The organism is Pseudomonas sp. SG-MS2 (genome assembly GCF_009933855.1).
In the GTDB taxonomy this organism is placed as follows: domain Bacteria; phylum Pseudomonadota; class Gammaproteobacteria; order Pseudomonadales; family Pseudomonadaceae; genus Aquipseudomonas; species Aquipseudomonas putida_E.
In genome coordinates this window covers 63169-88572 of record NZ_MOMO01000258.1, presented here as the reverse complement: position 1 = coordinate 88572, position 25404 = coordinate 63169, and the positions used below count along the sequence as shown (strand labels likewise).

Genomic DNA, 25404 nt, shown 5'->3' with positions numbered 1-25404 from the left:
GAGGCATCGCTGCTTTGGAAATTGTCTCATTTCAAAGCAGCTTGGCAAGAGCACCGAGCAGTTGTTCGCGCCAGTGCATTCACCTGTAAACCATACGCTCCTTTGGTAGGTGAATTTTAGCGCCCCCCTACGGGCGCTTTTTTATTAAGGGACTTCTTATGAACACTACTGTATCAGCGATCGCCGTGTTTATGCTCTTTACATCACTAACAGCCAATGCCCAAAGCGGTATGGAGATCAATAAACACATCGAGCGTACTGCTAGAGAGGCTACAGCGGATTATGCTCAACGCGTAAAAAAGCCCATGCCTCAACTAGAAGACTACGCCTATGGCATGGACCTGGACGTTGGTAAGTTGGTGTATGTATCACCCAATGTGCGGTACTGCGGTAATGTAAGAAGCATGATGACCTACGAAGACTCGAAAGGCGAACTGCACATGGTTCGCTACCTGGTGAAGGGCGAGTGTGTTAATAGCCGTTAAGACTCATCAAGATGATCCCTGCGGCCACCGGATCATAGAAGCTCAATGCCGAACCGGCGCAGCAGTATGGCGAAGCCTCCGAAGCTGGCCATTGTGATGAGGATGCTGCTGATCAGTGTCGGCCAAAAGCCGAGCTTAGGTAGCAGCAATGGAAAAGCAATAAACATCGGCAGGGTCGGAAGCACGTACCAGAACGTGTACCAAGCATGGTTGGAGATCTTCTCCATGCTCTGGTTCTCTAAATAGAGCCAGACCAACGTCACGACCGTGACCAAGGGTAGGGCGGCGACCAAGCCGCCCAGCTTGTCGCTGCGTTTCGCCAGCTCTGACACGAGAATCACTATACCGGCAGTGAGTAGGTACTTCGTGATGATCCAGGCCATCGCTGAGCCTTCTGGAGGTTGTTGACGAGGGCAGGCGAAGCCATTCACCAACCCCCTTGAAGCGCTCCTGCCGTTTACGGCATCCCTCACCGCATTTTTTTTGCAACATCACCCTCAGCCAGGAGGGTGATGTGTTTGCATGGTGTTTACCGATCGGTCAGTGCGAGGGTGAGGGAACGCTCTCGTGGAAAGCTGCCCGCTCGATCTGGATGGTGCAGTGATGGATTTCGAATGCATCGCTGACAGCATCCACGACGGCCGCCAACACAGCATCCCCATCTGCAGAATCCCGAACCACTACGTGCGACGTCATCACGTTACTGCCACTGCTGACAGCCCACACGTGCAAGTCATGAACGTCCGTCACGCCATCTACTCCGAGGATGGTGGCCTCGATTGCCGTAACGTCGAGCCCCCTCGGGACACCCTCCATGAGGATCCCCAGGCTTTCGCGAAGCAACTGCCACGTCCGCGGCAGAACCCAAAGGCCGATCGCCACAGCGACAATCGTGTCGACCCAGGTCCAGCCGGTGAAGCGGATGATAAGTGCCGCGATGATTACGCCAAGCGAGCCGAGCATGTCGCTCCAAACTTCGAGGTAGGCTCCTTTGACGTTGAGGCTTTCGTTGCTCGCAGATGCCAGAAGGCGCATCGAAATTAGGTTGATGATCAGGCCGGCGATTGCGATCCACATCATCGCTCCGGTAGCGATCTCCGCCGGCATGAAGAAGCGCTGGTAGGCCTCATACAAGATGTACATCGCCACCAGGAAGAGCAGCACGGCGTTGAACGTCGAAGCCAGAATTTCCAGGCGCGCATAGCCGAAGGTTCTTTTCTGATCCGCCGGCCGCTTGGCTATCTGAAGTGCAATCAGTGAGATCGCCAAGGCGGCAGTATCTGTGAACATGTGAGATGCGTCCGACAGCAGCGCCAGGCTGCCGGTAATCCACGCACCGATCACTTCTGCAATCATGAAGCTGCCAGTCAAGCCGAGCGCCATGATTAGCTTCTTCTGATGCCCCTCGCGTACTGCAGCGCTGCCATGGTCATGATTTGAACCCACGTATTTCTCCTTGCGCAGGGTTGTGGTCTCGTTGGCCTTCCTGTCTACCTAGCCTTAGAGCGTCGCTTGGCCACACTGACTGCAAAATCTTGCTCCTGCACTCAGCAGCGAGCCGCAGGCGGTGCAACCACTCGATAGCGGTGTTCCGCAGTTTAGACAAAAGCGTGCTGACGGATCGTTGGCCGTCCGGCACTGCCTGCAGCCCTGCAGATCTTTGATGGGGGCAGGAGTGGGAGGGCGCCCGCCGTCATACACCTGATTACCGCCGTCGCAGCCCTGCTGCCGGCCATGGCGATCATATTGCTCGGCCCCATGTCCCCCGCTGTGGTGCTTGCCTCCACCGTGGTTTCCACGGCCATGGTGCCCGCCCAGGATGTTTTTGAAAAAGCTCATGGTATTCGCCCCTCATTGATGGGTGACATATTAACGAGCAAAAGTTGAAAATTATGTTCTGCTCGCGAGAAAGACTTGTAAGTTGAATTGAAAGTTCAAAATTAGCCTACGACAAAACGAAACCGTTTTGTTTGTGAAATTAAATTTATCTAGCTGAGCGGAGCATTGCTTTTGGTGGGTAGTATTCCCCTAATTTTGATCATAGCGTGATCAATGACAATCAAAACAGCAGTAATTGGATTTCTGTCAGCATTGTAATCCCGAGGTCATCGTGTCGTTATCAGGTCCCGGAAATAATGCGCTCAGCGAGATTCATTTCTCTTTTTATCCCTATGCCTCACACATACTAAGCGTCCCCAACGCCTAGGGGCCTAAGGCCTCTGACGCTCCGCACATTGCGCAATCGCTCAGCATCTGTCGACGGTTTGCCTTGTAGCTCCCGCTAACTCCATAGCTACCGCCATGGATAAGCAGCTTCCAGAGTTTGATAATGACACCTTCCAAATCCATTGTTCACACCCTGTTAAGCAAATGGATCTTTGCTATTCGCAATGCGCGGCAGAAAGGCATCAGTACTAATTTGCTAATCGGCCTGGTGACTTTTTGGTTACTGCTATTCGCGAACGCTGAGCTCTGGAACGTGCTCTGGAAGCTGGTATTCAAAACCGATGAAGTGAACTGGCAGCTAGCGGCTAGCCTCCCAGTCATAGTATTCGCATGGGTGTTTACCGTTCTGAGCTTGCTGTCATGGGGGCGGCTGGCCAAACCCATACTGTGCCTGGTACTGATCAGCGCGTCTTTTGCGAGTTACTTCATGAATGCCTACGGCATCGTGATCGATTACACAATGTTCACCAACGTTGTGGAGACCGACGTCGCTGAGGCAACCGAGCTGCTGAATTGGAAGCTCGGTCTTTGGGTCGCAATGGTTGGGGTGTTGCCCGTCTACCTGATTGCCCGGGTTCCCCTCCGGCGCAAGCCTTGGGCCAAAGCTTTGGTCAGCAGGTTCATTGCTCTGTCGCTCGCTCTGTTGACCTTATCTGGCATCGCGTTGAGTCAGTACCAGTCGTATGCCTCCTTGCTGCGCAACAATCGGGAGATCCGGCTGATTCTGGTACCTACCAACTTGTTTGCGGCTGGCCATGGGTACCTGAAGCGTCAGCTGGCCTCACCTAAAACGCTGACGGCCATTGGTACTGATGCGGTAGTTAATCGACAGGGTGCGGCTCGTAAACCCAGGCTGCTGGTACTGGCAGTAGGAGAGACCGCTCGCTCCGCCAACTTCTCCCTCAACGGCTACTCCCGTGAAACGAATCCGGAACTAGAAAAGCGAAATGTCATTAGCTTCACGAACGTGAGCTCCTGCGGTACCGCTACCGCGGTCTCGCTGCCATGCATGTTCCTGGACGTGGGTAAGGCCCAGTACAAAGATGGCTTGGCCAAGAGCCGAGAAGGGCTGCTCGACGTGCTTCAACGCGCTGGCATCAGTGTCATGTGGACTGACAACAACTCGGGGTGCAAAGGGGTCTGCGACAGGGTTCCCAACCACAAGGCTGCCTCTCACGCGGATTCCCAACTGTGCACCAGCGAGGAGTGTAAGGACGGGGTGCTGCTCACGGAGATGCAAGACTTCATCAAGCGCCAGGAAGGCGATGCTGTCCTGGTGCTCCACTACAAAGGCAGTCACGGCCCGGCCTACTACAAGCGCTACCCCTCGCAATTCAAGAAATTCGCACCGGTGTGCGAGACCAACGAGCTCGACAAATGTAAGCAGGAGGAGGTGGTCAATGCCTACGACAACTCAATCCTCTACACCGATTATGTGACTGCAAATCTCATCGATATCCTGGCGGCCAACACCAAGTTCGACACTGCGCTGATGTACGTTTCGGACCACGGCGAATCGCTGGGGGAGGGTGGGCTCTATCTACACGGGCTGCCTTACGCGATGGCTCCTGACGAGCAAACAAAGGTGCCGTTGGTACTTTGGATGTCTGACTCGCTCGCGAAGAGCGAAAAGGTCAACGTGGGTTGTTTGAAAGCTCAAACCACGTCACCGCTGAGCCACGACAACCTGTTCCACACCGTGCTCGGCATGATGAACGTCCAGACGTCTTCGTATCGCTCAGCGCTGGATTTCACTGCCCCTTGTAAGCCCTTTGTCGGAGGCTCTTATTCTGGCCTCTGAATGTTCGATGTGGACCGGATCATCGGCCAGGCGGTTCTGCACCAGCCTGCTTTGACAGCTGAGAGAAGCTGGACTAATTACATAGCTGCATTCAACAACCCAAGCGGAAAAGGAAGTTTTGCATGAGCATCAAGCCAGGCCCAAAGCGCACCAATGAAGATGGCACTCCGGACAAAAGGCAGCGAGTCACCCCTGAAAAGCAGAAGGACCATCCGGACCTGAAACCCCACAAGCACAAAAAGGGGGAGTAAGAAAAAAGCAGCTCTCGGGAGCTGCTTTTTTTTTGGGGCTGTGTGCAAACCCTCCCGACCGTCTCGCTGATCAATCGGACCGCGTCGTGAGTCTTCCGCTTGGCTTGATGGATTCTGAAGCTACCTCCGGATCGGTTATCCCTTCAGTGCGGACGACGAGACTGATATCCCAGAGCGTTGAGCTGATACTCGCTGACAGCCCGAAATTGTGATTCTGCGATTTGACGCAGGCGCTCAACCTCTTCGGCAGATGAGCCAGAAGCCTGCGCCTCGTGGTATTGCTTCATCGCATCCACTGCGTCGGTATACATGGGGTGGTCGGGGAGAAGAGCTGGCATCTTTTTCGTCATGTAGCGGCAGGTCCTCACTGGATAGTCGACGGTGGTTTACCTGCTTTGAGGAGCTGAAAATCAATGACCGCCTGATAGAGCGAATCTGCCAATGGGTGAAGACGCTGTACCTCAAGGTCTGGCAATCCAGCAGCCTCCGCTTCGTGGGCCTGTCGGATAGCTTCAAGCGCTTGCCTCATCAGTGGCTCACCAGCCTCGACCATTCCAATGAATGTGCGCTTCACAACATTTTGCTCCATTCAGCTGAAGATGAATTATAGGACACCGCGGCGTGGCAAGGCCCCGAGCAGCATAGGTGTTCGACGCCCGACTGAACGAATCAATGAGGAGCGCGCTGGCCTGGGGAGTGGCCAGGGCGCGTGTCGTAGCTACGTTGTAAACCACTTTTTTTCACTGTAAACCACTGTGGTTACAGTGAAAAAAAGTGGTTTACAACAGGCCTCCTCAGGCCTGAGTCAGCTCCAGCAGATCGCCCAGTTCCTCCCGGGCCATCTTCACTCTATCCATTCTGCGATAAGGATGATCAACCGGCATCCGGATAAGGGATTCGAACCAAGCCGAATCGAATTTGATGACTTCCTTGTGAATGTGCTCAAGCTCACCTCCGCGAGGCTGTGACACTACAAACTCCATGCTTTCAACCAAGCCGGACGCTTCACTGTCTTTGACGATTCGATGGCGGATGAAACTCATTTTGAGATCAAAATATGCCGCCTTCGAACCAGGCACCTTCTTCGATTCCAGCCGACCAGTGCTGCTGATTTCCGCCCCTGGCACCTCAGCGGCAATAGCTTTCACCAGCTCAGCATTTCCAATGACCTTCTGGCCAAACAGGCGGGTGGCGTCCGACATGTAAGCAAAGATCCATGGCACATTGCGAAGCGTCGCGCCGGTATAGAGGTAGCCACGCTCTCCCTTGTAACGCTGCAGCATGCCTCTCAACGCGTTCTCGGAAAGGACCAGTTGGGTCTCTTTCTCCAGGATGTAAACCACGCGATCGAACTGTTCGATCAATAGCTTGAGAATCTTCCGTGGGACGCCGTCAAACCTGGTTTTTCGTTCTGTTTTCTTGTGCTGGCGAGGCTGGAAGTACGGGCAATCGTTACGGGCCTCACTATCAAATGGAGCGATGCCGCGAATGCTCTTAGTAGCATGTTTCCCGAATGGGTTCTTCACGTTAGGGAAGGTCTGAAGTAACCCTGTATTTCCGGTCGACTTCAGCCCTCGCTGCTTTTGAAAGCGGGCCGTCGATCAAAATCGACCAGGTAACCCGCTCAGTTCTCCGTTTTTGGCCGCCGCGAGCACCTCGCAGCAGCCATTTTCCGCATTACAGGTGCACCTTTCCTGCGGTAGTCAGCAAATGTCGGCGCGCCATCCATAGGTTCGACAGCGCGAACAGCGTCACCAGCTGAGCGGTGTTCTTGGCCAGGCCACGGAAGCGCACCTTCACGTAACCGAACTGGCGCTTGATCACTCGAAACGGGTGCTCGACCTTCGCTCGCACTTGTGACTTGGCCTTCTCGATCTTGCGCTTGGCTTTGTACAGGGCGCTGCGTTTATCGAGCTTCTTGTAGGTGCTGCGGCGTGCTGCGACCTGCCAGATCACTTCGCGGCCAGCATGTTCGGGGCGCTTTTCGACGCCGGTGTAGCCGGCATCGGCGCAGACGACGCTCTCGTCACCGTGCAGCAGTTTGTCGACCTGGGTGATATCCGCCACGTTGGCTGCCGTGCCTACCACGCTGTGTACCAGCCCCGACTCATCATCTACGCCGATGTGCGCCTTCATGCCAAAGTAATACTGGTTCCCTTTCTTGCTCTGGTGCATTTCCGGGTCGCGCTTGCCGTCCTGGTTCTTGGTCGAGCTGGGCGCGTGGATCAGTGTGGCATCGACGATAGTGCCCTGGCGCAGCGACAGGCCGCGATCCCCCAGGTAGCCATTGATTACGCCGAGGATGCCGGCTGCCAGTTCATGTTTCTCCAGCAAGCGACGGAAGTTGAGGATGGTGGTTTCGTCGGGAATGCGCTCCAGGCTCAACCCGGCGAACTGGCGCAGGATGGTCGTCTCGTACAGCGCTTCCTCCATTGCCGGATCACTGTAGCCAAACCAGTTCTGCATCAGGTGAATACGCAGCATGGCCAGCAGAGGATAGGCGGGCCGACCACCTTCGCCCTTGGGGTAATGCGGCTCGATCAAGGCAATCAGTCCTTTCCACGGCACCACCTGATCCATCTCGATCAGGAACAGCTCTTTACGGGTCTGCTTGCGCTTGCCGGCGTACTCGGCGTCGGCGAAGGTCATCTGCTTCATGGAAAAACTCGGCTGGCGGGATCGGCGTATTTCACCAGATTCGGGAAGTCTTTTTCAGACCTTCCTTAGGCGGTAGCTCATACAGCCCAACCAGCTGGACAGGGTTGTCGCATGCCGGGCATACAGCAAACTGAGCTAGCTTGCCGGCACTTCCAGGCTGGTACCATGGATCTCTGCGGAAGGTCTCGGCCTCGAAACCTTCCTTGTCGATGATCTTGCTTTCTGTGTCTTCGATGCGGACCTTATAGACATCCATCTTTGCTGAAACCGTATCAATAGAGGGTCTCTGGATGGTAACGAGCGAGGATAGGCAGCAGTAGGCCTAACTGACCCTTTTGGTGGTCACCCACTGGTTTGAGGCCCGCCCAAAGCATGCCTGATCGACCTGGGCGGGCCCTAGAAACAACTAACCCCCTGGTGCGCAGTACAGGTCTGGGACCTGCCCGAGGCGTGGGGGCTATTCTTGGAGCGACAGTGACACCGGCTCCGGAGAAAATCAATTGGTTTGTAGAGCAGCCGGTCAGCTAAGGTCAAACCCAGATCCTAAAGGGGAGGCCGATAGCAGCTCAGTCAGCATCATCGGCACCTTCTTCATCTTCATCGGTATCCCCAACACTGAGCCAGTCGTGAAGGTTGTACCGCACGAAGTCTTCCGCATCGAGCATGGTAAAGTCTTGGAGCACCGTGACGTCTGCTCCACCGAAGTACAGCCCATCGTTGAGATTTCTGGCCACCCCGAGCAATTCATTCAGCTGGTCGTGCAGCTCATTTGCGCGCCTGGCGTGCTCTCGTTTGGTCAAAAACCGGAACACCACCTCGTAGGGCTCAGCCGGGTCGCGAATCTCGCCCTTGGGGTTGAAGGAAACCCAAGCACTAGCGAAAAATTGGTTGTTCTGATGGAGGAAATCGTCGACAAGCACGGCGATGCCCTTCATGCCGTCGTCACCTTGGTCTGCCTTCAGGCGGTTGACCAACTCGTCCGGCATCGCAATACGGTTGTAATGGTGGGACATCCAGTATGAGAAATACTGACCGTTTTCTTCGCTCAGCGTGATTACCGGATTTCGGTGGAGCGTCGGAAGCACGGCTCTCTTGGTCCACACACGCTTGTGAATCTTGAGCTCCAAAACCTGCTTTTCCGCGTGCTGCAGGTGCAGCGTACGTGGATTGAGGGCGTGCAGCTGCTTATCAAAGGCCTTTTTCTTTACCTTAACGGCAATCCACTCTATCCACGGCGCATCACAAAGGTTGCGTGCATGCACCGTGCAGGAATGGGAGGCCAACATCCAATAAGCTGGAGCCACCCCCTCGAATTGGCCTTTCAGGACCTCCTCGGATATGTGTTCAATCAAGGCGTCACCTGAGACGGTATCTCCTTGCAGCCAACCAGCAGCGCTAATGGCACTTACGATCTCTTGCTCAGGTGTATCAGCCATAATCAAACCAAATTCGAACCGCCCGATTTTTCTAACCTGGCGATGGTTTTGAGGTCCCTATCACGTAGCTGCTGCGCCTTGCCAGCCAACTCCGCAACCATTCCGTACACACCTTTAGCGCCATTTCGATTCCACGCTTCATCCGAAAGCGCATCCTGAATCAGGCGGCCATCGGCGGTTGGATAGAAAAGCACCCGATGCAGATACTGCGCTTCTTCGGCGTTAACTTGGCGCAACGCCTCAGTTAAAGCCGCAAGCCTCTCGGGAAAACCAGTGGCGGTTTTTCCAGTCCGCCAATTGTACACGGTCTGACGAGACACGTTGAAGATCTGCGCGATGGAGCTATCTGACAACTTGAAGTCGCTCCTAAGCTCCTCGATTAAGGCCGGCGCTACGTCTTCGGTAACATTGGCATCCTGGCTGGTGTCCACCTCGGTCCAGGCACCAGCATGCACGCCATGAAAGCTCATGCCTGCTGAGCCGATAAGTTGTGGATAGGGCAGGGAGGCAGTCCCAGGAGCGACTACTACCGAAACGGCCAGCATCGCTGTGAAAGCAATCGCCAATACAGGGTTTGCTGTCGTGCTACCTACACGCGGAGCAATTTCAGGGTTTTCCCAAGTAGAAGATCTGCTTACAGCAGCCCCGGTAGGATCAATCCATTGCCCATTCATTGCTGTAGTCATTTCGCCTTCCCCCAAACCTCAAAGGCATGATCTTTCGCGACTGTCCTAAAAGCAAAGTTAGCAGTCTTATGCAAACCGTCGAGTCTCGTGCAGATCTCCTCGGTTCCCAGTCGTTCGGCTAACTGCAGCGGCCAATGCGCATCCGTATCGAGAAGAGCACCATTTTCGCTAACAGGCACAAATGCACCTTGCAGAGGAGCACCATGCTTGGATGAATTCCTCGATTGCTTAGCAATTTCGAAAACCATGGCCGGCTCGACCAAATCTTCCGGTATCCACATACCAGTCTGCCGCCAGCATCTGATGTGCAGATACTCCGGATCTAGATGGTAGGTGGTAGTAGAGATTCCAAGCTGCTCCTTGGGGACTTTCCCATGCGCCGCTAGCTCATCGCATTTAAGTGGGAGCATGGCTTCCGGAAGGTAGTCGGCTAGGGTCTCACCTTCAGCTGGTTCAATTTTATCGACGTACCGCATCCCGATAGCGGTGATATCCAATGCACCTGCTTGCCCTACCAGCGCCTCAATGCACTCACGGAAAAGCGCTAAGTGGTTATCAAAATGAAGATAATTTGTGCTTTGCAGGATCATGTGATCCATGGCCAGCACGCACGCGTAGTCAGCATCCCGATTAAGGAACGCCCAAGAATTCGGTTCTCCGCTGTGCATCACCCCAGGCGGCACGCCCTTGACCATCTGGAAGAAGCCCGGGAGGCTCTGACGGATCGTGTGCTGAATGTCTGGGATCAGCTTTGGCAGCTTAAGAATCGGGGCAAATCTGATTACGCTCAACGCATAGATAAGCGGCGCCCTTGCTAAGACCCCTTCGCGTTCTGACATGTTAACTCCTCCACCGCGCCCAACGAGGGACCGGATTCTACATCATTTGACAAATCCTTTGACAAGAACTGTATAGCAGGGCCTTTCGATTTGACAAGCGGTCCCCGTGAGGGATGGAGTGCAGAAAACGCCTCCATCAGGAGCTTACTCGTCATTCCAGAAAAGCCTCTACAGACACCATCGCTAAGCCTCTGAGGAAGCACGAATTTTTAATCAGAGCTCTTCCTAGCAGTGAGAAGAAACTCAACGAATCGTCACCAGATAGCTCAATCCAGGGGAACGCTTGCTCTGATGGGGTGGTTCAGAAACGTGCTGTCTGGTCCAGATTTCTCATCTACGAAGAGCACGAAGAGCTCTTGGATCCAGAGTTTGAGGCCGTGATTGGCTGAATGGAGAGGTCGGAAAGAGGACGGGTGATCCAGTGAAGCACAAGCGCAGTCAGGAGGCTTGCGATGGTGTTCACTGAGATTGAGACGAGAGCATTCCGCATTTTGGAGAGTCCATTTTTTGAAGTGGACCTCTATTTAATGCGCATAAACTGTGTGTCACCACCACCCGCAGAAAATTTCGTCACGCCCCAGAATGGGAATTTGCATTCGGGGCGCACCACGATTCATCTCGTGCCAGAAGCCGCCTGCAGTGCAATCAATTGGCGAGCCAAGACTCGACTACCTCAGCGCCATACTCGTTTTTCCAGGCCTTAAGCGTACGCTGATTACCACCCTTGGTCTCAACAACCTCTCCGCTGTGTGGATTCTTGTAGACCTTTACTTCGCGTGGTTTCCGAGAGGTTTTTGGGGCCATATCAGTGGAAGCCACCGCTTGCGGATCGAGGATCAGCACCACTTGGCGCAGGCCGTAGCCATACTCGTTGAGCAAACTGCGCAGCTTCGTTTCAAATTCCATTTCCTGCTTCAGGGCAGAGTCATTTTTCAGCGCTTCCAGCTCCGCCAGTTGGGCTGCGAGCTGTTGTTCGAGCAGGCGGAATTCAGCGAGACGGGACATAAGATTCTCCAAAATGGGTTCGATGATTTTAGCAATCAAGAAAGAAAGCGTGCTAACTATCTTGATCCCACATGCCTGAATCGGCAATCACGAGGCTGAGCGATCGGTGTGGATAAAAACGTGATGGCTTCAGGATCGTCGATCTGGGCGGCTTCACTTGCGAGGTAATCGATCAGCTTTTTGCTTCTTACCCAAACGTACTGCCGGCAAGCCGCGTTTGGAATGGATGGCCCCGCAACGGGGCGAAACCTGGCCTCCCAAAGGTGCTTGAACGCCTCCCTGGTCGACTTCCCCAAATACACCGCAATCTCCGGTCCCAAGATATAGCCACGCCTGAATCTGTCGATGGCTTGAGGCTTAACCATCAATTGCGTACGCCGGCCTCGTTCGACAGCAGTGCTCCATAGCAGACCCAGTCGAACGAACGCGTATGCGCATTGTTCTTTGACGCCTAACAGCGCAGCAGCCTTGACTACCGACAGGCCGGGAAAGACCGGACTCTTGTTCTCAGCTCGGGCTTGTTGCCACGCTGCAAAATCTTGCGGCTTGAGTAACCACGCCCCTACCGCAACCGAGCCATTCTCAGCTGGGCCGTAAGCGCGAAGTTCACCTGCACGTATTGCCTGAACCAACTCGACCAACCCACCCCCCTTGGGCAGAGAATGCTTGGCCAAGTAGTTGATCGACACCAGGCTCTGGTCAGAGCTGGTAGGCAGCTTCTCATCAATCAATTCGTTGATCGAGCGGCAGTCAATCAGCCACCTTTCGCCTGGGCGCGGTTCTCCACCAAAGAACTGGAGGGTACCACCAGCTAGCAGCTGCCTAACCCGATTGCGACAGAGGCTTAGCAAAGTCGAGGTTTCTTTCATATCAGCCACGCCCTGGAGATGCTGCGAGATTGCCTTCAAATGATCCAGGTCCACGACCGTAAAGACTCGATCTTCATGGACCTTCTCCCGATAGGCGATTTGTCCCTCCTGATGAAGGCGTTTTATGACTGATACCCCGAGACCACAAGCTTCAGCAGCAGAATCGAACGACACCCAACGATGTCTCTCAATCGTCTCCTCACTCAAATTGCGATTTCGCTTCGCTAACGGTGCTTCCCACGCATGCTGCAGAAATGATTCGAACTCTCGACGAAGAAAGTCAAAACAAGAGTCATCCAGATCACGGTGGATGTCGTGGTATATCGGGCCGAACGATCTGCTGAGCGTCCAATGTTCGTTATCGGAATGGACTGCCTTGAGGCCACTCAGCAGTTCTCTGAATGCGAGAGGCCAGTTCATGAGAACCACGCCCGCCGCGTTTGCCATAAGCCGCGATATCTCTAGCGAACCCGAATCAGCAACCTTCAGCGGCTGGGTTCTTTCCGTAGGCAAACTTCTGACAGCGAGACGCGATGACAACTCGTGAAACTGTTCGTAGGTGAGGGCCGCCAATCCCGCGTCAGCTGGCAACGAGTCGGCGTAAAACCTATCTTCAAAGCCAGAGGTGAGCCAGGCGGCCGTATCACTCGCCGGCGCGATCTCAAAATTGGTCCCACTCAATGAGGTGCCACACGCTTGGCAACTATTCGCACTCATTGCGCTTGGATCGGTTTCCTTCAGACAGTTGGGGCACCGCCCGTGGAGTTCAGTGCCGTGGACAGAACACGTCGTAACCAGGGTCAAGCCCCAGCTTTCTCTCCAATAACCGGCTTCGCCCAAACAGATCGGACAGTAACGAGCGTGATGAGTCGTCCATAACTTGACCCCCTTGGGCCTTGGATCACGAAACTCAGCAGATACCGCAGGCCAGCTCAGTGGTCCTTCCATCATCTGCAGCCAGTCCGCAACATCGGTCTCGTCGGCTCGTGCAAAGGCGGTGAGCAGTTCCTTTCTGGGTAATCCGTTGGCTTTCGCCAGGCGCTGCAGGTACCCCAAAAGACTTTCGTCTTGGTGTGGTCGTGGGTTGATTAAAAGACCAAACATTCCTACACATCCATGAAATCGAAGACATAAAAATCAGGGGAGTAGAGCCGGGCCGATAAGCCCGGCCCTTGGCCGTCAGGTACTGCTCTCTTCGAACGTCTCAAACGGCTCCCGCTTCCCGAACAGAGGCTGGAAATTGAAGCTCGCACTGAAGGGGTTTCGATCCTCGGTGGCGTAGCTCCAAACCTCGTCTTCAAAAGCCTGGGCCAGCACAGGAAGTTCAATCCCGACAAGGTCCTGGACTTGAACCAGCCAAACAGCCCTGTCCACAATCTTGATGAGGTAGTCGATCAATCCATAGGAAGCCAGGTAGAAGCGTTTAATCATCGCTGGCTCTACAAAACTGATGGTTTGAACAGGCAGTTCGCCCTCGATTGCCTGCAACAACATCACGAAATGAAGAGACGTATTAGCGGAGAAGGTGAAGCGATCGTATGCCACCGTGGCCGAAAACCTGCGTCGCAGTTGCTCGTTTGCTAGCAGGAGATTTTCGGTGCGCTTCAGCCCAATCAGAACAAACGCGATACTGGTTTCATTCATCAGACTCTTGATCCAGTCTGCTGCCTCATACGCACCATTACGACGATAATCGACCAGGTGCTGCGCCTCATCGAGGACCAACATCTCCACGCCAAGGTTCTTCAGCAGCAGGACTACTCGCGCAAATTTAACCTCTGCCGAATGTCCTCGTGCCTCTGCGAAGGGATCCTTCAGCTCTGCCAAAATGGCTGCTGCCAGGTTCTTTTTGGTTGGAGACGAAGGCATCTCGACGAACAGAACTGTCCGCTTCTGTGGGTCATGGCTCTCCAATTCCTCCAATGACCGAATGTACTCCTTGACCAATGTGCTCTTGCCCACTCCGCTTGGACCTTGGATCAGCAACCCTTTACTTGCTCTGGTACGCCGACTATCGCCGTGGATATCGCCTAGTCGCGTCAACGCTCGCTCGACTTGAGGGCTGTGAATAAAACGATCGCGGAGCGTAAAGCTGTATTCACCATGCTCGTAGCATTCGTACAGATTGATGGCGTTCATGGCTTAGAACTCCCAGCAGGGCGACGAACCGAGACCTTGAAGGCTGCTGGCGGAATGTTAGGAATAGAGTCACCGGTCCATTCCACTTCAGCGAGTACCTTGGGTGGAGGCGTGCTTTCGGTCACTCGACCCTCCTTGTCGATTTTCGCTATGGCAGCTGCGCGTCGTTTTCTGAGCGTCTGCGAACGGCGGGCCTCGTCTGCATCTTCCATAATTTCCTGGTAGCACCTGTGCGTAGCCTCGAAGCTAGGCTGCTCATTATATTTTTCTCGCAGCGCTTTCTCGGCAGCCTTCCACACCTCCCTGCTCTTACCGGCCATTCGCTCATCTTTGGCGGGCACTTTGAAGAACAAGTTTCTGAAGCGGTCGTGAACCCAAACGTGCCCGGCTTCGTCTCGATAGCGGACGTTTACCTTTTCTCCGTCTGCCAAACGCATACGGAGCTCAGCAAGTTCCGTAGAGTGGTAGCCCACTTTGGCAACCTCGATGCCGTAATGGTGAACCTTCACCGAGGCCCGCTTGGCCAGAATGCACTCCAACGAGTCCAGGTCGACGGGAAGGCTGATGACATGGTTCGCCTCGCTAGTCCCCCAGACTTGAGCCGGTGTTCTGTTGTCCAGCCCCCGATGAGGAGTCTGGTGGTAACCATCGACGATCCATTTCACTACCACCGCCTCCAATTGAGGGAGCGTGAAACATGCATTCTTCTCCGAGTCGTAATCGCCACGCTGCTGGATATTCGAGAAGGTGGTACCCGGGAGGTTGTGGATAAGCCCCAGGTTCTGTGTGCTGAAAAAGCGTTCGACGGCACCTTTCCTTTGAGGGGCCCTTGAAGCGGGATACATGATCTCGATACCCAACTCGTTGAATCCCATGATGAGATCGCCCGCGTGAAATTCCGCTGCGTTGTCTGGGACTATTCGAGCCGGCAGCCCACGTGCCCACCATTCATTTCTCACTTTCGGAAAGCGCTTCAGCAATTCGGCTTTTGGACGGATTGAGCGTTCGATCACACGAAGCACGGTTTCCGTATTTGGCGCCGACAGGTGGAGCAAATATCCCATCACCATTCGAGAGAAGCGGTCGAGGACGATCGTCAGATAGGGGCGCCCAATGCACAGCCCCGAGGTTTCATCCACAAGCTGGACGTCCAACAAGGTGTGATCAATTTCCCAACGTTCCAAAATCTCATGGACACGTAGGACACCCGCCGCAACACGGTGCTTCTTGTCTGCTGCGTGTTTTCCGAGCCTCTCCTTATCCACAAGGTACGGATCCAGCTTGGCGATGTACCTTCGGACAGTCATTCCGCTTGGGATCTTGAGCTGATCCGAAGGCAAACGACTTTTGTTCCTCTCTTTTATCTGATCTTCGAATTCTGAAACGACCACGCTGACCGCTGGAATCGTATCCTGCAGGTAGGTTTTATTAATCACCCCTTCAAGAATAACTTCGAGCTCTCCCTGTATCGCGGCAGCCCGACCCTTTTTGGCATGCTGAGGGATAAGCTTTACTACGTTCTGGCCAATGTATTTGGCTGCCCAACGTCGAATAGTGGAAACCGAGGGTGCGCACGCATCCCCAATCTTTTTGGCGATATCTCTAAGTTTCTTGATCATGTCTTCGTCACCCGGTAGCTTGTATTTACCGCGCTTAGTTAGGTCGTCCAGATACTTGCGTCGACGCAATGCCTCATCTCCATGTTTTTTGGGGAAGCATGAAATATCTGGAGGGACGTTCCGCACATACGGAACCTTCCCAAGGTATGGCTGATCAGCGGAGATCTCGATCTCGCGCTTCTCGTAGGCCTCATAGAACTCCTTCTCGGATAGCTTCGTGGGCTCACCAAGCTCATCGAAAAAGAGCAGCTTCCGGTCAATAAGCCTCTTCTCAAGCACCATCAGTACGCCACGAACGATGACGACCAATTTCACCCTAAGGGAAAAGGTTTGCATGACGGTGCCCCCCTTGCAGGAAGACCGGGGAGTCAGTGTCAATTGACCTATCAAGGTCAATGCCCACCACCCCAAGGCCTAACAAGCGCCAGGCTTTCCCCTCACCAACCACGTAGAGCAGATCTGCAACGGTCATAGGCGGCCATTCGTTGAAGGTCGCCATTACCTCCTCCAAGGCCTGATGCGAAAGCTCTGGACCGCGCCGGTGATACATCAGCCTTCTAAGATTGGTAGCCAGGGGTTCAGCTTCAATTAACTTTTCAGTGATCACCGAAAAGTTACGGGCAGTGGCGTTGAAGTAGCGCTCAGCGGCATCCAGTCGCTGCCTGACGCTGGCAATCTTCAGTCGGTCGTGAGGCTTCACTTCAAACCACCACTCGCGCCCATCCGCGAGGAAAACCTGTACGTCTGGGTAATATTTGAAGTAGCCCTGGAGCGATGGAACACGTTCCTCACTGGGCTGCGGGACGTAGCCGATGACCGCAGGAGACAGCTCAAGAAGCCGAAAAAGAGCGCCTTCGAGCTGGGACTCCCAGGGCACAGGCTTTTTATTTTTGAGCGATGGGAAGTAGCCGCGGTAATGGTTGGACCGCCGCGTGACCACCTTTCGTACTGTCATGAAACACCTCCGAAAATCTCGAAACGAGCGCCGACGCTGCGCCAAAAAATCAAGGCGCAGGGCGGGCGAAGTGAGGCCTTTCGACAGGCAACACTGTGCCGTCGAGTAACCTCGCTAAGGTCGAAAAAATGGGAGAGGATTGACAGTCGCTTCGAAAAAGCAGACATTGCGGGTTCTGAGGACGCAAGTCTGCTTCGCTAAGCGCGGTCAGTCCTCTCGGGATTGATCGCGTTTTTCTACATTTTCAGGTCTCCTTTTCTCTCATTGGTCATGACTCTCATGACTGATCAGAATCTAAAGCAATCGGCTTGCTCTCTTTATTTCTAAACGGCCACTTCGTGATCGCTGGAGCAATTTGGATCAGGTCTGAAGCTCTCGCTTCAAACAGCTGATTTGGCTGAAAATCTTCAGTGCAAAGCGGAAAAGTTGATCATAGATCTTATTCCAACATCCCTTCGAAATCTACAAAAAATCCAAAATGGCAACTTCCACCAAATTCCATTTCCATACTAAATTGTTCAAATTAATACTTAACACGTACGCTTAATTAACTATTAAGGTGTTCAAATATTAGTTTTAAAGTCCTCTCAATCTCTCTGCTGCTCAGATCCGCCCGCCGACCCTCTCAGCACTTCCAGCGCCCCATCAAATCACTTCCTCAAATCCCCCCATCTGCATCATTTTCCAATGAGCGGAGTAGGGCGCCCCGGCAGGAATTCCAGGCAAAAAAAAGCCCGCGAAGGCGGGCTTGATGGTGACCGACAGGGGCCATGGTTGAAGCCCGGCCGGTCATCTATTTGTGAAAGCGTGCAGCTTTTCTGTGAACCTACAACCTGATCAGAAGTCCAGGTTAGAAACCGACAGCGCGTTGCTTTCGATGAAGTCGCGGCGAGGCTCAACCGCGTCACCCATCAAGGTGTTGAAGATCTGATCGGCGGCAATCGCGTCTTCGATGGTGACCTTGAGCATGCGACGTACAGTTGGGTCCATGGTGGTTTCCCACAACTGGTCCGGGTTCATCTCACCCAGCCCTTTGTATCGCTGGATGGTGTGACGCTTGGTGGTCTCGTTCATCAGCCAATCCAGGCCTTCCTTGAACTCGACGATCGCCTTGCGACGCTCACCGCGCTGTACGTAAGCACCTTCACCCAGCAGGCTCGACAACTTGGAGCCAATGTTGACCACCGTGCGATAGTCGTTACTGCCGAAGAAATCGCGGTTGAAGGTGATGTAGCTGGCCAGGCCGTGCGAGGTGATTTCCACTTCAGGCAGCCACACATTGCGCTCCTTGTCCTCGCGCAGGGTGGCCTTGTACATCAGGCCAGACTTCTGGCTGTTGCTCAGGCGCTCCTGCAGTTTGGCCAACCAGTTCTCCATGACGGCATGGTCGCCCAATTGCTCCAGGGTAACTTCCGGCAGGTAGATGAAGTGCTCGGTCAACTCTTCCGGGTACAAGCGAGACAAACGCTTGAGGGTCTTCATCACACCACGGAACTCGTTGACCAAAACCTCCAGCTGAACGCCGGAAACGGCTGGCGCAGACTCATCCAGGTGCAGGCTGGCATCTTCGAGGGCCGACTGGGTCATGTATTCTTCCATGGCCTCGTCGTCCTTGATGTACTGCTCCTGCTTACCTTTCTTCACCTTGTACAGCGGTGGCTGGGCAATGTAGATGTAGCCACGCTCGACCAGCTCTGGCAGCTGACGGAAGAAGAAGGTCAGCAGCAGGGTACGGATGTGCGAACCGTCAACGTCAGCATCGGTCATGATGATGATGTTGTGATAGCGCAGTTTGTCGATGTTGTACTCTTCGCGGCCGATGCCACAGCCCAGTGCGGTGATCAGTGTGCCCACTTCCTGGGAGGAGATCATCTTGTCGAAGCGTGCTTTCTCGACGTTGAGAATCTTGCCCTTCAGCGGCAGGATCGCCTGGGTACGACGGTTACGACCTTGCTTGGCCGAGCCACCTGCGGAGTCACCCTCCACCAGGTACAGTTCGGAAAGGGCAGGGTCCTTCTCCTGGCAGTCCGCCAGTTTGCCCGGCAAGCCCGCGATATCCAGCGCGCCTTTACGGCGAGTCATTTCACGCGCTTTGCGCGCCGCTTCACGGGCACGGGCAGCGTCGATCATCTTGCCGACTACCGCTTTGGCTTCGTTGGGGTTTTCCAACAGGAAGTCGGCGAAGTATTTGTTCATTTCCTGTTCCACGGCGGTTTTCACCTCCGAGGAGACCAGCTTGTCCTTGGTCTGCGAACTGAACTTCGGATCCGGCACCTTGACCGAAATGATCGCGGTCAGGCCTTCACGAGCATCGTCACCGGTGGTGGAAACCTTGTTCTTCTTGGCCAGGCCTTCCTGCTCGATGTAGCTGTTCAGGCTACGGGTCAGCGAAGAGCGGAAACCAACCAGGTGGGTACCGCCATCGCGCTGCGGAATGTTATTGGTGAAGCACAGCAGGTTTTCGTTGAAGCTGTCGTTCCACTGCAGGGCAACTTCAACACCCACGCCATCTTCACGCTGGACGTTGAAATGGAACACCTGGGAGTTGACCGGAGTCTTGTTGGTGTTCAGGTATTCAACGAATGCACGCAGGCCGCCTTCGTATTTGAAGAACTCTTCTTTGCCCGAGCGCTCGTCTTTCAGCAGGATGCCAACGCCAGAGTTCAGGAAGGACAGTTCACGAATACGCTTGGCCAGGATGTCCCAGCTGAAGTGAATATTCTTGAAGGTCTCAGCCGAAGGCTTGAAATGAATATGGGTGCCGGTGGTTTCGCTTTCGCCCACAACGGCCATCGGCGCCTGTGGAACACCATGAACGTAGGTCTGCTCCCAGATCTTGCCGCTACGGCGAACGGTAAGCACCAGCTTTTCCGAAAGGGCGTTTACTACCGAAACACCTACACCGTGCAGGCCGCCGGAAACTTTGTAGGAGTTATCATCAAATTTACCGCCGGCGTGCAGTACGGTCATGATGACCTCGGCTGCAGAAACGCCTTCTTCTTTATGCACGTCGACCGGAATGCCGCGACCGTTGTCGCGCACACTGATGGATTCATCGGTGTGGATAATGACGGTGATGTCATCGCAGTGCCCGGCGAGGGCTTCGTCGATCGAGTTGTCGACCACTTCGAACACCATGTGGTGCAGGCCGCTACCGTCATCGGTGTCGCCAATGTACATGCCGGGACGCTTGCGCACGGCATCCAAACCTTTCAGCACCTTGATGCTTGAAGAGTCGTACGTTTGATTTTCGCTCATGCCTTCACTCCCGATGGTCGTGGGTCTGGGTGATACGGCCTTGTTCCACGTGGAACAAAGCAACTGGCGTTTCCGTCTGCCAGCCTTCCCTCAGTAATTCGTGATCTACACAGGTGATAAACACCTGGCAGCGTAATTCTTCTAGCAAGCGGCACAGTGCACGGCGATGCTGGTCGTCCAACTCGGACGGCAAGTCATCCACCAGATAAATACAGTGGCCGCGGCGAGCCTGACTAACGAGGTGGCCTTGGGCGATGCGCAATGCACAGACCACCAGCTTTTGCTGACCACGCGACAAGATGTCGGCTGCGTTGTTAGCAGCCAGACGAAGACGCAGATCAGCACGCTGCGGACCGGCCTGGGTATGGCCCATCTGCTGATCGCGAAGGAGAGAAGAGGCGAGTACTTCGTTGAGTTCCCGGTCCTTGTCCCAGCCTCGGTAGTAGCTAAGGGTCAACCCGTCCAGCTCGACCAGTTCGCTCAGGGTTTGCTCGAAGACGGGCTTCAAGGCCTTGATGTAGTTGCGACGGTATTCATCTATTTCCGCGCTGGCCAGGCACAATTCCCGGTCCCAGGCGGCTTGCGAAGCTGGGTCAAGTGTACCATGCCGCAACCATGAGTTCCGCTGCCGCAACGCCTTCTGCAGACGCTGCCAAGCCGGCATGAAGCGAGGTTCCACGTGGAACACTCCCCAATCCAGAAACTGGCGACGGATCTTCGGCGCGCCTTCAAGCAACCTGAAACTGTCTGGGTTGATGAGCTGCAGGGGCAGTAGTTCTGCAAGCTGCGCGGCGCTCTTGGCATTCTGCCCATCGATACGGATAGTGAAGTCGCCCGCCCGCTCGCGCGACACACCCAAGTTGCTGGTGCCGCCTTCGCCCAACTGTACTTCACCGAAAACCGTACACGCAGCCTGCTCGTACTGAATGACGGGATTGAGTCGAGTACTGCGAAACGATCTGGCCAACCCGAGCAAATGCACAGCTTCCAGCACACTGGTCTTGCCGCTGCCGTTGGCGCCGTAGAGGATATTGATGCGGGGGGAGGGTGAGAGGGTCACCGGGTGCAGGTTGCGCACCGCGGTGACCATGATACGTCGAAGGGACATTTGGCCTGCTACAGGTTACAGGCGCATCGGCATGACAACGTAAGACGAGTCGTCATTGCCGGCTTCCTGCAGCAGAGCACTGCTATTGGAATCGGAGAGAATCAGGCGAACCTGTTCCGTTGTCATCACACCCAATACGTCCAGCAGGTAACTGACGTTGAAGCCAATCTCAAGCGATGCACCGTCATAGTCCACGCTGATCTCTTCTTCCGCCTCTTCCTGTTCCGGGTTGTTTGCCTGGATTTTCAACTGACCGGCAGCCAACTGAAGGCGGATACCGCGGTACTTCTCGTTGGAAAGGATTGCGGTACGGCTGAACGCTTCACGCAAGGCCTGGCGATCGCCGATGACCAGCTTGTCACCACCCTTGGGCAGTACACGCTCATAGTCAGGGAACTTGCCATCGACCAGCTTGGACGTGAAGGTGAACTCGCCTGTGTTCGCACGGATGTGGTGCTGGCCCAGGACGATGCTGACCATGCCTTCCGGGTCGGTGAGCAGGCGCGCCAGCTCGAGGATACCTTTACGCGGCACGATGACCTGATGACGCTCATCCTGCTCGATGGCTGCGCTCATGGAGCACAGCGCCAGACGATGCCCATCGGTAGACACGGCACGCAAGGTATTACGCGACACTTCGAGCAGCATACCGTTGAGGTAGTAACGTACATCCTGCTGAGCCATGGCAAAGCTGGTGCGCTCGATCAAACGACGCAGTTTGCTCTGCTCAAGGTTGCAGGTCAGCGAACCTGGGCCTTCTTCCACAGTGGGGAAGTCGTTGGCTGGCAGGGTCGACAGGGTGAAACGGCTACGGCCGGCCTTGACCAACAGCTTCTGTTCGTCGACCTTGATATCGATCAGAACGTCGTTCGGCAGGCTTTTGCAGATGTCCATCAGCTTGCGCGCCGGGACAGTGATTTCGCCAGGCTCGGCCGGCTCTTCCAGTTGGACGCGGCCTACCAGTTCGACTTCCAGGTCGGTACCGGTCAACGACAGCTGCTGGCCTTGCACGACCAGCAGTACGTTGGACAGGACCGGCAAGGTCTGACGGCGCTCGACGACACCGGCGACCAGTTGCAGGGGTTTCAACAGGGCTTCGCGTTGAATGGTGAAATGCATGGTCTAGTCCCTTGCCTTCAATTAGCTGCGCTGGCGGCCATCAGGTGGTGAGCGTGCGCAGCAGGTTCTTGTAGTCCTCGCGGATGTCCGCGTCGGATTCCTTCAGTTCGTTGATCTTGCGGCAAGCGTGCAGCACGGTGGTGTGGTCACGGCCGCCAAACATGTCGCCGATCTCCGGCAGACTGTGGTTGGTCAGCTCCTTGGACAACGCCATGGCCACCTGACGCGGGCGCGCTACAGAGCGCGAACGGCGCTTGGACAACAGATCGGAGATCTTGATCTTGTAGTACTCGGCCACGGTGCGCTGAATGTTATCCACACTCACCAGCTTGTCTTGCAGCGCCAGCAGGTCCTTCAGCGACTCGCGAATCAGCTCGATGGTGATGTCGCGGCCCATGAAGTGCGAGTGGGCGATGACGCGCTTCAATGCCCCTTCAAGCTCACGTACGTTGGAGCGAATACGCTGAGCGATGAAGAAAGCGGCATCGTGCGGCAACTCGACCTTGGCCTGGTCTGCCTTCTTCATCAGGATCGCCACGCGGGTCTCCAGCTCCGGCGGCTCGACAGCCACCGTCAGCCCCCAGCCGAAACGCGACTTCAGTCGCTCTTCCAGACCTTCGATTTCCTTCGGGTAGCGGTCACTGGTGAGAATCACCTGCTGGCCACCTTCGAGCAATGCGTTGAAGGTGTGGAAAAACTCCTCCTGTGAACGCTCCTTGCGGGCGAAGAACTGGATATCGTCGATCAGCAGCGCATCGACCGAACGGTAGAAGCGCTTGAACTCATTGATCGCGTTGAGCTGCAACGCCTTGACCATGTCCGCGACGAAGCGCTCGGAATGCAGGTACACCACCTTGGCATTCGGGTTCTTCTTCAGCAGGTGGTTACCCACAGCATGCATCAAGTGCGTTTTACCCAGGCCCACGCCACCGTAAAGGAACAGTGGGTTGTAGCCATGCTTCGGGTTGTCGGCAACCTGCCAGGCGGCTGCCCGGGCCAACTGGTTCGATTTACCTTCGACAAAGGTTTCGAAGGTGAACGTACGGTTCAGATAACTGGTGTGCTTGAGCGCACCCTCCACCTGAACGTTGCGCTGTTCGGTACGCCCCGGCGCGACAGGTGCCGGAGCGCTGTCCGCCATCGAATCATAGCTGCCACGCGACGACGCCTCGGCCATGTCGGTGGCCTGCGCAGGTTCAGCAGTGGGCACCGAGACCGGGTCAGCAACAGCCATGACTGGCGCGGCTGCTGGCTGCGCGTGGCTCTGCGCAAGGGACGCAGCCATTGCAGCGCTGACCGGGGCATTGGGCGCGGCCCGCGGTGCGGAGCTGCGACGGCTACCTATTAATAAGGAAAGGGCAGGCGCGATGCCGCTACCGTTCTCACCCAACAGTTCGAGCAGACGGCCGAGGTACTTTTCATTCACCCAATCGAGAACGAAACGGTTAGGCGCATACACGCGCAACTCGTCGCCTTCGGCTTCGACCTGTAGCGGACGGATCCAGGTGTTGAATTGCTGGGCAGGCAGTTCATCGCGCAGAAGCTCCACGCACTGCTGCCAAAGTTCCACTGACACGGATATCCCCTGAGTTTGAAAGCCGGATGAGGCAAAAACAAACGGCCATTGTACCGGTCAAGCGATCAGTTATCCACATGTGGAAACATTATGAGCCATGGCAAAACAGCCATTTAGCGACCAAAACGACCCTGAAGGACTGTGAATAAGCTCTGTGGATAACCCACCATAAGGGCTATGCACAACCCCGGGTCAAGACCTGTTGATAACTCACCTGTGGATAATGAGCCTTTTCATCCACAGGCTGTACGCAGGCCCAGCACAAGCGCAGCACGGGTTGTGGACAATGTTTCTGATCGCTGTACAGCCCGTAATCTTTGGCCTGCAGAAGGTTATCCACAGAAACTTATCCACCTAAGATTTATAAGTTATTCAGAAAAGCTTTTTATATGTCTCTTCTTTTTTTAGTTTTGTCATCCGTTTGCCTGCCCGACCAGACGCCGCCCCGCTCGATCGCTGAAAGCACCTTCCATAAGGAAAGGCTGGTTGGAAATTGACCTATTGGCTTGCTTTCTCTAGAATCGCCGATCTCTTAAAAAGGGGGCCATTCCGGCCCGTTGTCGACAAACCAGGTAACACGCCATGAAACGTACTTTCCAACCAAGCACCATCAAGCGCGCTCGCACCCACGGCTTCCGTGCCCGTATGGCTACCAAGAACGGCCGTGCTGTTCTGTCGCGTCGTCGTGCCAAAGGCCGTAAGCGTCTGGCCATTTGATCTTTCGGCAAAGGTGGTGAGTCAGGACTTCAGTCGGGAAAAGCGACTGCTTACACCCCGGCATTTCAAAGCGGTCTTCGACTCCCCAACCGGCAAGGTTCCAGGGAAAAACCTGCTGATCCTTGCTCGCGAGAACGGTCTCGATCATCCACGCCTTGGCTTGGTGATTGGCAAGAAGAGCGTCAAGCTTGCCGTTCAACGCAATCGCCTCAAGCGCTTGATGCGCGATTCCTTCCGTCTGCACCAGCAAATGCTCGCTGGCCTGGACATAGTGATCGTCGCGCGCAAGGGATTGGGTGAGATAGAAAACCCGGAATTGCACCAACACTTTGGCAAGCTCTGGAAACGCCTGGCGCGCAGCCGGCCCACTCCAGCGGCTAACGCCGATTCCGCAGGGGTAGACAGCCAAGATGCGTAAACTGGCACTCGTTCCGATCCAGTTTTACCGTTATGCCATCAGTCCTCTGATGGCCAGCCACTGTCGTTTCTACCCCAGTTGCTCCTGTTATGCGTTGGAAGCCATAGAAACCCATGGCCTCTTGCGTGGCGGGTGGCTAACCGTTCGTCGCCTGGGGCGTTGTCATCCGTGGAACGACGGCGGTTTCGATCCCGTTCCCCCCGCGCCTTCCTCCCGAACTTCTTCGATAGCCGAGTAAT

24 protein-coding genes and 2 pseudogenes are annotated in these 25404 nt (G+C 55.0%); 6 read left to right on the top strand and 20 right to left on the bottom strand.

Annotated elements, in window-relative coordinates; translation table 11 throughout:
• The first annotated feature begins 158 nt into the window (after window positions 1-158).
• On the top strand, window positions 159-485 hold the full coding sequence (locus BLX42_RS24660) for a DUF2790 domain-containing protein (RefSeq protein ID WP_010951440.1): 327 nt from the start codon (window positions 159-161) through the stop codon (window positions 483-485).
• A gap of 32 nt (window positions 486-517) precedes the next feature.
• Here BLX42_RS24660 and BLX42_RS24655 read toward each other — a convergent pair whose 3' ends face one another.
• The 3 genes from BLX42_RS24655 to BLX42_RS24645 form a co-directional block, all read right to left on the bottom strand.
• A complete protein-coding gene (locus tag BLX42_RS24655; protein ID WP_011953105.1) occupies window positions 518-868 on the bottom strand; it encodes a DUF3147 family protein in 351 nt (116 codons plus the stop codon).
• Window positions 869-1025: 157 nt separating this feature from the next.
• Complete coding sequence (locus BLX42_RS24650) at window positions 1026-1931, bottom strand: cation diffusion facilitator family transporter (protein WP_010951438.1); 906 nt, start codon at window positions 1929-1931, stop codon at window positions 1026-1028.
• Between the two features lie 54 nt (window positions 1932-1985).
• Window positions 1986-2324, bottom strand: coding sequence for a zinc ribbon domain-containing protein (locus BLX42_RS24645; RefSeq protein ID WP_079732563.1), 339 nt, complete (start codon window positions 2322-2324; stop codon window positions 1986-1988).
• Window positions 2325-2814: 490 nt separating this feature from the next.
• Between BLX42_RS24645 and BLX42_RS24640 the strand changes: the two genes are divergently transcribed.
• Complete coding sequence (locus tag BLX42_RS24640; RefSeq protein WP_003298414.1) at window positions 2815-4512, top strand: phosphoethanolamine transferase; 1698 nt, start codon at window positions 2815-2817, stop codon at window positions 4510-4512.
• Window positions 4513-4634: 122 nt separating this feature from the next.
• Complete coding sequence (locus BLX42_RS27030) at window positions 4635-4763, top strand: hypothetical protein (protein ID WP_003253468.1); 129 nt, start codon at window positions 4635-4637, stop codon at window positions 4761-4763.
• A 143-nt stretch (window positions 4764-4906) separates the two neighbouring features.
• Here BLX42_RS27030 and BLX42_RS24635 read toward each other — a convergent pair whose 3' ends face one another.
• From BLX42_RS24635 to dnaA, 17 genes and pseudogenes are all read right to left on the bottom strand, one after another.
• The gene (locus BLX42_RS24635; RefSeq protein WP_003298411.1) at window positions 4907-5113 is read right to left on the bottom strand and encodes a hypothetical protein; all 207 of its coding nucleotides are present in this window, start codon (window positions 5111-5113) and stop codon (window positions 4907-4909) included.
• Window positions 5114-5127: 14 nt separating this feature from the next.
• Complete coding sequence (locus tag BLX42_RS24630; protein ID WP_003298409.1) at window positions 5128-5337, bottom strand: hypothetical protein; 210 nt, start codon at window positions 5335-5337, stop codon at window positions 5128-5130.
• 220 nt (window positions 5338-5557) lie between these two features.
• Window positions 5558-6313, bottom strand: a pseudogene (locus BLX42_RS24625) (hypothetical protein); the annotation flags it as partial.
• Window positions 6314-6440: 127 nt separating this feature from the next.
• Window positions 6441-7421: an IS5-like element ISPa16 family transposase gene (locus BLX42_RS24620; protein ID WP_161872852.1), complete on the bottom strand. Its 981-nt coding sequence runs from the start codon at window positions 7419-7421 to the stop codon at window positions 6441-6443.
• Between the two features lie 67 nt (window positions 7422-7488).
• Window positions 7489-7677 (bottom strand): annotated as a pseudogene (locus tag BLX42_RS24615) (hypothetical protein); the annotation flags it as partial.
• Between the two features lie 310 nt (window positions 7678-7987).
• Window positions 7988-8857, bottom strand: a complete 870-nt coding sequence (locus tag BLX42_RS26675) for a hypothetical protein (protein WP_016497350.1) — start codon at window positions 8855-8857, stop codon at window positions 7988-7990.
• Window positions 8858-8859: 2 nt separating this feature from the next.
• On the bottom strand, window positions 8860-9543 hold the full coding sequence (locus tag BLX42_RS24605) for a transcriptional regulator (protein ID WP_126404318.1): 684 nt from the start codon (window positions 9541-9543) through the stop codon (window positions 8860-8862).
• Window positions 9540-10382, bottom strand: coding sequence for a TIGR04255 family protein (locus BLX42_RS24600; protein ID WP_010951432.1), 843 nt, complete (start codon window positions 10380-10382; stop codon window positions 9540-9542). Before BLX42_RS24600 ends, BLX42_RS24605 begins: the two co-directional genes overlap by 4 nt.
• Window positions 10383-11027: 645 nt before the next feature.
• Window positions 11028-11387, bottom strand: coding sequence for a histone-like nucleoid-structuring protein, MvaT/MvaU family (locus tag BLX42_RS24595; protein ID WP_010951431.1), 360 nt, complete (start codon window positions 11385-11387; stop codon window positions 11028-11030).
• A 56-nt stretch (window positions 11388-11443) separates the two neighbouring features.
• Window positions 11444-13360, bottom strand: a complete 1917-nt coding sequence (locus tag BLX42_RS24590) for a TniQ family protein (protein WP_010951430.1) — start codon at window positions 13358-13360, stop codon at window positions 11444-11446.
• A gap of 75 nt (window positions 13361-13435) precedes the next feature.
• The gene (locus tag BLX42_RS24585; RefSeq protein ID WP_010951429.1) at window positions 13436-14395 is read right to left on the bottom strand and encodes a TniB family NTP-binding protein; all 960 of its coding nucleotides are present in this window, start codon (window positions 14393-14395) and stop codon (window positions 13436-13438) included.
• Window positions 14392-16350 (bottom strand): DDE-type integrase/transposase/recombinase, encoded by a 1959-nt coding sequence (locus BLX42_RS24580; RefSeq protein ID WP_016497347.1) that lies wholly within the window; start codon window positions 16348-16350, stop codon window positions 14392-14394. Before BLX42_RS24580 ends, BLX42_RS24585 begins: the two co-directional genes overlap by 4 nt.
• Window positions 16331-16969, bottom strand: coding sequence for a TnsA endonuclease N-terminal domain-containing protein (locus BLX42_RS24575; RefSeq protein WP_011953077.1), 639 nt, complete (start codon window positions 16967-16969; stop codon window positions 16331-16333). The genes BLX42_RS24580 and BLX42_RS24575 overlap by 20 nt, the downstream gene beginning before the upstream one ends.
• An 837-nt stretch (window positions 16970-17806) precedes the next feature.
• Window positions 17807-20227, bottom strand: a complete 2421-nt coding sequence (gene gyrB / locus BLX42_RS24570; protein ID WP_046786790.1) for a DNA topoisomerase (ATP-hydrolyzing) subunit B — start codon at window positions 20225-20227, stop codon at window positions 17807-17809.
• Between the two features lie 4 nt (window positions 20228-20231).
• Complete coding sequence (recF, locus tag BLX42_RS24565; protein ID WP_115273207.1) at window positions 20232-21335, bottom strand: DNA replication/repair protein RecF; 1104 nt, start codon at window positions 21333-21335, stop codon at window positions 20232-20234.
• A gap of 15 nt (window positions 21336-21350) precedes the next feature.
• Window positions 21351-22454: a DNA polymerase III subunit beta gene (gene dnaN / locus BLX42_RS24560; RefSeq protein WP_012312006.1), complete on the bottom strand. Its 1104-nt coding sequence runs from the start codon at window positions 22452-22454 to the stop codon at window positions 21351-21353.
• A 40-nt stretch (window positions 22455-22494) separates the two neighbouring features.
• Window positions 22495-24030, bottom strand: a complete 1536-nt coding sequence (dnaA, locus tag BLX42_RS24555; protein ID WP_046786788.1) for a chromosomal replication initiator protein DnaA — start codon at window positions 24028-24030, stop codon at window positions 22495-22497.
• Between the two features lie 582 nt (window positions 24031-24612).
• Between dnaA and rpmH the strand changes: the two genes are divergently transcribed.
• From rpmH to yidD, 3 genes are read left to right on the top strand one after another with little or no spacing between them, the layout of a single operon-like run.
• Complete coding sequence (rpmH, locus tag BLX42_RS24550) at window positions 24613-24747, top strand: 50S ribosomal protein L34 (RefSeq protein WP_003253163.1); 135 nt, start codon at window positions 24613-24615, stop codon at window positions 24745-24747.
• Between the two features lie 13 nt (window positions 24748-24760).
• Window positions 24761-25165 carry a ribonuclease P protein component gene (rnpA, locus tag BLX42_RS24545; RefSeq protein WP_080516507.1) on the top strand — a complete coding sequence of 135 codons (405 nt, stop codon included), beginning with the start codon at window positions 24761-24763 and terminating at the stop codon, window positions 25163-25165.
• A complete protein-coding gene (gene yidD / locus BLX42_RS24540; protein WP_080516506.1) occupies window positions 25158-25403 on the top strand; it encodes a membrane protein insertion efficiency factor YidD in 246 nt (81 codons plus the stop codon). The genes rnpA and yidD overlap by 8 nt, the downstream gene beginning before the upstream one ends.
• Window position 25404: the final 1 nt, after the last annotated feature.

Coding starts and splice junctions, on each gene's coding strand:
- BLX42_RS24585 (WP_010951429.1), bottom strand. CDS start 14,395: ATGAACGCCATCAATCTGTACGAATGCTACGAGCATGGTGAATACAGC.
- BLX42_RS24655 (WP_011953105.1), bottom strand. CDS start 868: ATGGCCTGGATCATCACGAAGTACCTACTCACTGCCGGTATAGTGATT.
- BLX42_RS26675 (WP_016497350.1), bottom strand. CDS start 8,857: ATGGCTGATACACCTGAGCAAGAGATCGTAAGTGCCATTAGCGCTGCT.
- BLX42_RS24595 (WP_010951431.1), bottom strand. CDS start 11,387: ATGTCCCGTCTCGCTGAATTCCGCCTGCTCGAACAACAGCTCGCAGCC.
- BLX42_RS24605 (WP_126404318.1), bottom strand. CDS start 9,543: ATGACTACAGCAATGAATGGGCAATGGATTGATCCTACCGGGGCTGCT.
- BLX42_RS24575 (WP_011953077.1), bottom strand. CDS start 16,969: ATGACAGTACGAAAGGTGGTCACGCGGCGGTCCAACCATTACCGCGGC.
- dnaN (WP_012312006.1), bottom strand. CDS start 22,454: ATGCATTTCACCATTCAACGCGAAGCCCTGTTGAAACCCCTGCAACTG.
- recF (WP_115273207.1), bottom strand. CDS start 21,335: ATGTCCCTTCGACGTATCATGGTCACCGCGGTGCGCAACCTGCACCCG.
- BLX42_RS24590 (WP_010951430.1), bottom strand. CDS start 13,360: ATGTTTGGTCTTTTAATCAACCCACGACCACACCAAGACGAAAGTCTT.
- rpmH (WP_003253163.1), top strand. CDS start 24,613: ATGAAACGTACTTTCCAACCAAGCACCATCAAGCGCGCTCGCACCCAC.
- BLX42_RS24660 (WP_010951440.1), top strand. CDS start 159: ATGAACACTACTGTATCAGCGATCGCCGTGTTTATGCTCTTTACATCA.
- BLX42_RS24600 (WP_010951432.1), bottom strand. CDS start 10,382: ATGTCAGAACGCGAAGGGGTCTTAGCAAGGGCGCCGCTTATCTATGCG.
- BLX42_RS24580 (WP_016497347.1), bottom strand. CDS start 16,350: ATGCAAACCTTTTCCCTTAGGGTGAAATTGGTCGTCATCGTTCGTGGC.
- BLX42_RS27030 (WP_003253468.1), top strand. CDS start 4,635: ATGAGCATCAAGCCAGGCCCAAAGCGCACCAATGAAGATGGCACTCCG.
- BLX42_RS24620 (WP_161872852.1), bottom strand. CDS start 7,421: ATGAAGCAGATGACCTTCGCCGACGCCGAGTACGCCGGCAAGCGCAAG.
- BLX42_RS24635 (WP_003298411.1), bottom strand. CDS start 5,113: ATGACGAAAAAGATGCCAGCTCTTCTCCCCGACCACCCCATGTATACC.
- BLX42_RS24640 (WP_003298414.1), top strand. CDS start 2,815: ATGACACCTTCCAAATCCATTGTTCACACCCTGTTAAGCAAATGGATC.
- BLX42_RS24645 (WP_079732563.1), bottom strand. CDS start 2,324: ATGAGCTTTTTCAAAAACATCCTGGGCGGGCACCATGGCCGTGGAAAC.
- yidD (WP_080516506.1), top strand. CDS start 25,158: ATGCGTAAACTGGCACTCGTTCCGATCCAGTTTTACCGTTATGCCATC.
- gyrB (WP_046786790.1), bottom strand. CDS start 20,227: ATGAGCGAAAATCAAACGTACGACTCTTCAAGCATCAAGGTGCTGAAA.